The sequence below is a fragment of the Frankia sp. CcCS3 genome, from assembly GCF_977927575.1.
In genome coordinates, this window is record NZ_CDWRCL010000273.1 from 1 (window position 1) to 4786 (window position 4786).

Here is a 4786-nt window from a genome sequence, read left to right on the forward strand (position 1 = left end):
GCGTCGGTCCGCCCAACACCCGCCAGCGGCGGATACCAGGAATACCCGGCGAAGACCTCGTCGGCGCCCTGCCCCGACTGCACGGCCTTGACGTGCCGGGAGACCTCCTGGGAGAGCAGGTAGAAGGCCACGCAGTCGTGGCTGACCATCGGCTCGCTCATCGCGGCGATGGCCGCGTCGACGGCGGGCAGCAGCCTCGTCCCCGGCACCCGGATCTGGTGATGGTCGGTATCGAAATACCGGGCGATGACGTCGGAGTAGACGAACTCGTCGCCGGGCTCGCCGCCGACGGCCTCGAACCCGACACTGAAGGTCGCGAGATCCTTCTGCCCCGCCTCGGCGAGCAGCGCGACGATCAGACTGGAGTCCAGCCCACCGGACAGCAGCACGCCGACCGGGACGTCGGCGACCATCCGGCGGCGCACCGCGAGGCGCAGCCGCTCGGCGATCGCGTCCTGCCAGTCACGGGCGGTCCAGTCCGCGTACGCGGGATCGCGGGTGAAGCTGGGACGCCAGTACAGGTCGTCGGTCGAGGTGCCGTCCGGTTCCACCACCCGCACGGTCGCCGCGGGCAGCTTGCGCACCCCGGCCAGAATCGTGTGCGGGGCGGGCACCACGGAATGGAACGACAGGTAGTGGTGAAAGGCGACCAGGTCGATGTCGGAGGAGACGCCGCCGCCGGCGAGCAGGGCCGGCAGGGTGGAGGCGAACCGCAGGCGCTCGCTGTTCCCGGTGAGGTAGAGCGGCTTGATGCCGAGCCGGTCCCGGGCGAGGATCAGCCGCCCGCTGTCCCGCTCGGCGATGGCGAAGGCGAACATCCCGGCGAAGTGGTCGACGCAGCGTCTCCCCCACCGGTGGTACGCCTTGCCGATCACCTCCGTGTCGGAGGTGGAGAAGAAGCGGTAGCCGGCCGCGACCAGCTCGTCACGCAGCTCCTGATAATTGTAGATGCACCCGTTGAACACCGTGGTCAGGCCGAGCTCGTTGTCCACCATGGGCTGGGCACCGCGCTCGGACAAATCGATGATCTTCAGGCGACGGTGCCCGAACGCAACTGGGCCGGCGGACCACACTCCCACGCCGTCCGGGCCCCGCGGCACCATCGTCGCGGTCATCCGCACCACCGCGTCGACGTTCGCTCCCCGGCCGTCGAATCTCAGCTCGCCACTCAGCCCGCACATGTGCGCTCCCGTCGATCGATGAAGTCAGGCGAGATCCATTCCCCGGGGCTTCCTTCCCGATACCGCAGCCGTTGATTACGACCTCACTCTCGAGGACGGAGATTTCACAACAGTGTCCGCGATGTTGCCAACTCCCTCGGTCGCCAACCCGCGCGGAACCGCAGTGCACCCGCGACGGAGCACCCCGCGACGGAAGACCGGGCCACCCTGGATCAGACTACGGAGAGTAGCGGTCACGGAACGGTTGACGGCGGGGAATCACCGGCTAACGGCGGGAAATCCAGGTGTCCTTGGACCCCCCGCCCTGCGAGGAGTTGACGATCAGACTGCCGGGAGGCGCCACCCGGCTGAGCGCCGCGGGCACCACCCGCGGCTCCCACCCGGCGTAGACGAAGACCCGCAGATCCACCGCGCAGGGTTCGAGATGGCTGTCGTGCCAGGTCGGATGGGTCGACAGCGACACCAGTTCCTGGCCGATCCACTGCCGGGGATCGGCCAGGATCCGCTCGCGGACCTCGGTGAGCCGGTAGGGCTCGGCGCGCGGCCCGATGACCACGCCGGACCCGCCGTACCCGTCGACCGGCTTCACCACCAGTTGATCGAGGTTGTCCAGCACGTGTTCGCGCTGCTCCGGGTCACCGCAGACATAGGTCGGCACGTCGTCGAGCACCGGCTGCTCGCCCAGGTAGTAGGTGACCATCCGCGGGACGTAGGCGTAGACGACCTTGTCGTCACCCACCCCGTTACCCAGAGCGTTCGCCATGCCGACCCGGCGGGCCCGGATCGCGCGCAGCAGCGGGAGCCCCAACGGGGTGCCGTCGGCTCCGAGGGCGCCGAACAGGTCGTCCTCGTCCATCCGGCGGTAGAGGACGTCGACGCGGCACCGCCGGGAGCCGTCGATCCGGTGGACGACGTCGTTGTCGTCGACCAGCAGATCCGCCGGTTCCACCAGCGCAACGCCCATCTTCTCGGCGAGCAGGGAATGCTCGAAGTACGCCGCGTCGGTCTTCCCGCCGGTCAGCACGGCCACCGCCGGTTCCCCCGCGGCCGCCGCCGGGGCCGCCGCGACCAGCGCCTCGTGCAGCAGGGCGGGTATACCGTCCAGCCGCAGGATGCCGGCCGGCGGACCGAGCTCCGGCAGCACCGACTCGGCGAGCCGCCGGCCTTCCATGGCGTAGGCGATACCGGACGGGACGCGCAGGTTGTCCTCCAGCACCAGCCAGCCGCCGTCGCCGCCGCGGACCAGGTCGATGCCGGCGACGGTCACCCGGATGGCGTCCGGGCCGGCGGCGCGACCGCCGTGGCGCAGGCTCGGCGCGTCGTTGACCACCCAGGCCGGCACGATCCCGTCGGCGACGGCCGCCCGCTCGCCGTAGCTGTCGTGCAGGAACGCCTCCAAGGCCCGGACCCGCTGGCTCAGCCCGGTCGTCAGGGTCGTCCAGTCGTCGGCGGCGATGATCCGCGGGACCAGGTCGAACGGAAAGGGACGGCTGGTGGAGTCCCCCGAGGCCCGGAAGATGATCCCCCGGTCGTTCTGCTCGGCCTCGCGCGTCCCGACCCGTTCGTCGAGGATGCCCGGGCCGAGCCGTTCCAAGGTGCGCATGACGGCCCGGTACTGGGGACGGACCGCGCCGCGGGCATCGACGATCTCGTCGTACCCGGTCGGCTGGTAGCGCTCGAGCAGCCGCGGCGCAATCTGGTCGGAGGCGGACACGGCGGGCGCGCTCCCCAGCGCGGCCGCCGCCCCCGCGGGCGGGACGTCGCGGGTCTCGGCCAGCACCAGATCCGCGACGTCGGTGAGCAGACCCCGACGGGCGAAGGCCCGGCGCTGGCGGTGCGCGGAGCTGCCCCGGCCAACGGCCTGTTCGGCCAGGTTGTCGATGAGCTCCCAGTCGTCGAACCGTTCGAGCTGCGGGCGGACCTCGGTGAGCAGCCGGCGCAGCATGGCCTGGGCCGGTATAGGGCCGGTACCGAGGAGGTCGACGAGGTCGCCCTCCAGGCCGGACCGGGCCGCCCGCCAGGTCGCCGCGCGCAGCAGCTCCGCGCGCGGCGGCGGGGCCTGGCCGCCGGCCTCGATCTCCTCGATGGCCTGGCACACCAGCGCCCGGAACAGCCCGGCGATGAGGATGACGTTGTCGACGTCCGGGCAGGCATCGCAGATGCGCAGCTCGACGGTGGGCAGGTGGGCCGACGGGCGGACGTCGAAGTAGACCATCCCCGGGTCGCTGATCACCCCGGACTTGATCAGGTCCGCCACGAGCTGGTCGTACTCGGCGGCGGTCCGGAAGGACCCGGCGACCCCCGCGGTCGGCCATCGCTGCCACACCAGCGTGCGCATGCTCGCGTAGCCGCTGTCGGCACCCATCCAGAACGGCGAGCTGGCCGAGAGCGCCAGCAGCATCGGCGGCCACGGCGCGGTCCAGGCGACGACGGCCATCGCGAGGTCACGGTCGGCCACGTCGACGTGCACCTGAGCGCCGCAGATGAGCTGCTCGCGCGCGACGATCTGGTAGTCCTCAGTCATCTGCTCGTAACGGTCGTCCCGGGAGACGTCGAGCAGATCCATGTCCACGATCGGCACGGTGCCCGCGGCGGCCGGCCCGAGCCCAAGCTCGCCGGTCACCTCCGCGAGTCGCCGCCGCAGATCGAGCAGGTTCGTCCGCAGCTCCAGCAGATCCGCCGTCGGCTGACTGTTCGTCTCGACAACCGATTTCAATAGCTCTGGGGAGAACGAGTCCCCGTCGAGCCGGCGGAGGATTTCCTCGGCCCTGGGAACGAGCTGACGGGTGGTGAGATCGAGGATGTGAAATTCCTCCTCGACGCCGACGGCCACGATTCGTGCGTCGCTCATGGCGGGCTACGCTACGGCCTGCCGGTTACACATGCGTATCACAGCTATGACCCGTCTCGGGAAGAATCCCGCACTACTCGCCACGGACCTGCACCCCCACCCTTGTCGTCGCCGGGTACCGGCCGCCACCCGACGCCTCGCCCGAGGCCTCGCCCCGGCCCACCTGCGTGACCACGACCACTCGACCACGACCACTCTCGCCCGGTCTCGTCCGGTCCGTCCATCCGGTCCGTCGGCCCTGCTGGCGGGGCCGACGGCCCCAACAGGGTCTCTACTATCCCGCCGGGCCTCGATAAAACGTGACGAAGCGTGCAGGGCGCGGACTCTCCGATGCGGCTGTCCGATGCGGCGCGCGGTCGCTCGACCGGCTCACCGGCGGGAGGATCGACGGATGCGGCGGGACGGGCGGATGCGGCGGGACGAGGTCTACATCGGGGTGATCGGGCCGGCCAAGGCCACCGTCCGTGAGGTCGCCACCGCCGAGTCCGTCGGACGGCGTCTCGCCGAGGTCGGCTGGTACGTCGTCTGCGGGGGCCTGGGCGGGATCATGGCAGCGGCCTGCCGGGGCGCCCGATCGGTCGGCGGGACGACGATCGGGCTGCTGCCGGGCCTGTCCCGGGACGAGGGAAACGACCATCTCACCGTCAGCCTCCCGACCGGGCTGGGCGAGCTGCGCAACGGCCTGCTCGTCCGCGGCAGCGACGCGTTGGTCGCCGTCGGCGGAAGCTGGGGAACGCTTAGGGCCTGTTTGGGA

Annotated in this window: 3 protein-coding genes; 1 reads left to right on the forward strand and 2 read right to left on the reverse strand. The window is 71.0% G+C overall.

Features of this window, described 5'->3' with window-relative positions:
* Positions 1-1181: N-acetylglutaminylglutamine amidotransferase (locus AC08OQ_RS17690; protein ID WP_476612221.1), on the reverse strand; the 1181-nt coding region annotated here is incomplete at its 3' end.
* A 265-nt stretch (positions 1182-1446) separates the two neighbouring features.
* Positions 1447-4032, reverse strand: a complete 2586-nt coding sequence (locus AC08OQ_RS17695) for a glutamate--cysteine ligase (RefSeq protein ID WP_476605547.1) — start codon at positions 4030-4032, stop codon at positions 1447-1449.
* Positions 4033-4423: 391 nt separating this feature from the next.
* Here AC08OQ_RS17695 and AC08OQ_RS17700 point away from each other — a divergent pair.
* A partial coding sequence (locus tag AC08OQ_RS17700; protein ID WP_476612222.1) for an SLOG cluster 4 domain-containing protein occupies positions 4424-4786 on the forward strand: 363 nt, incomplete at its 3' end.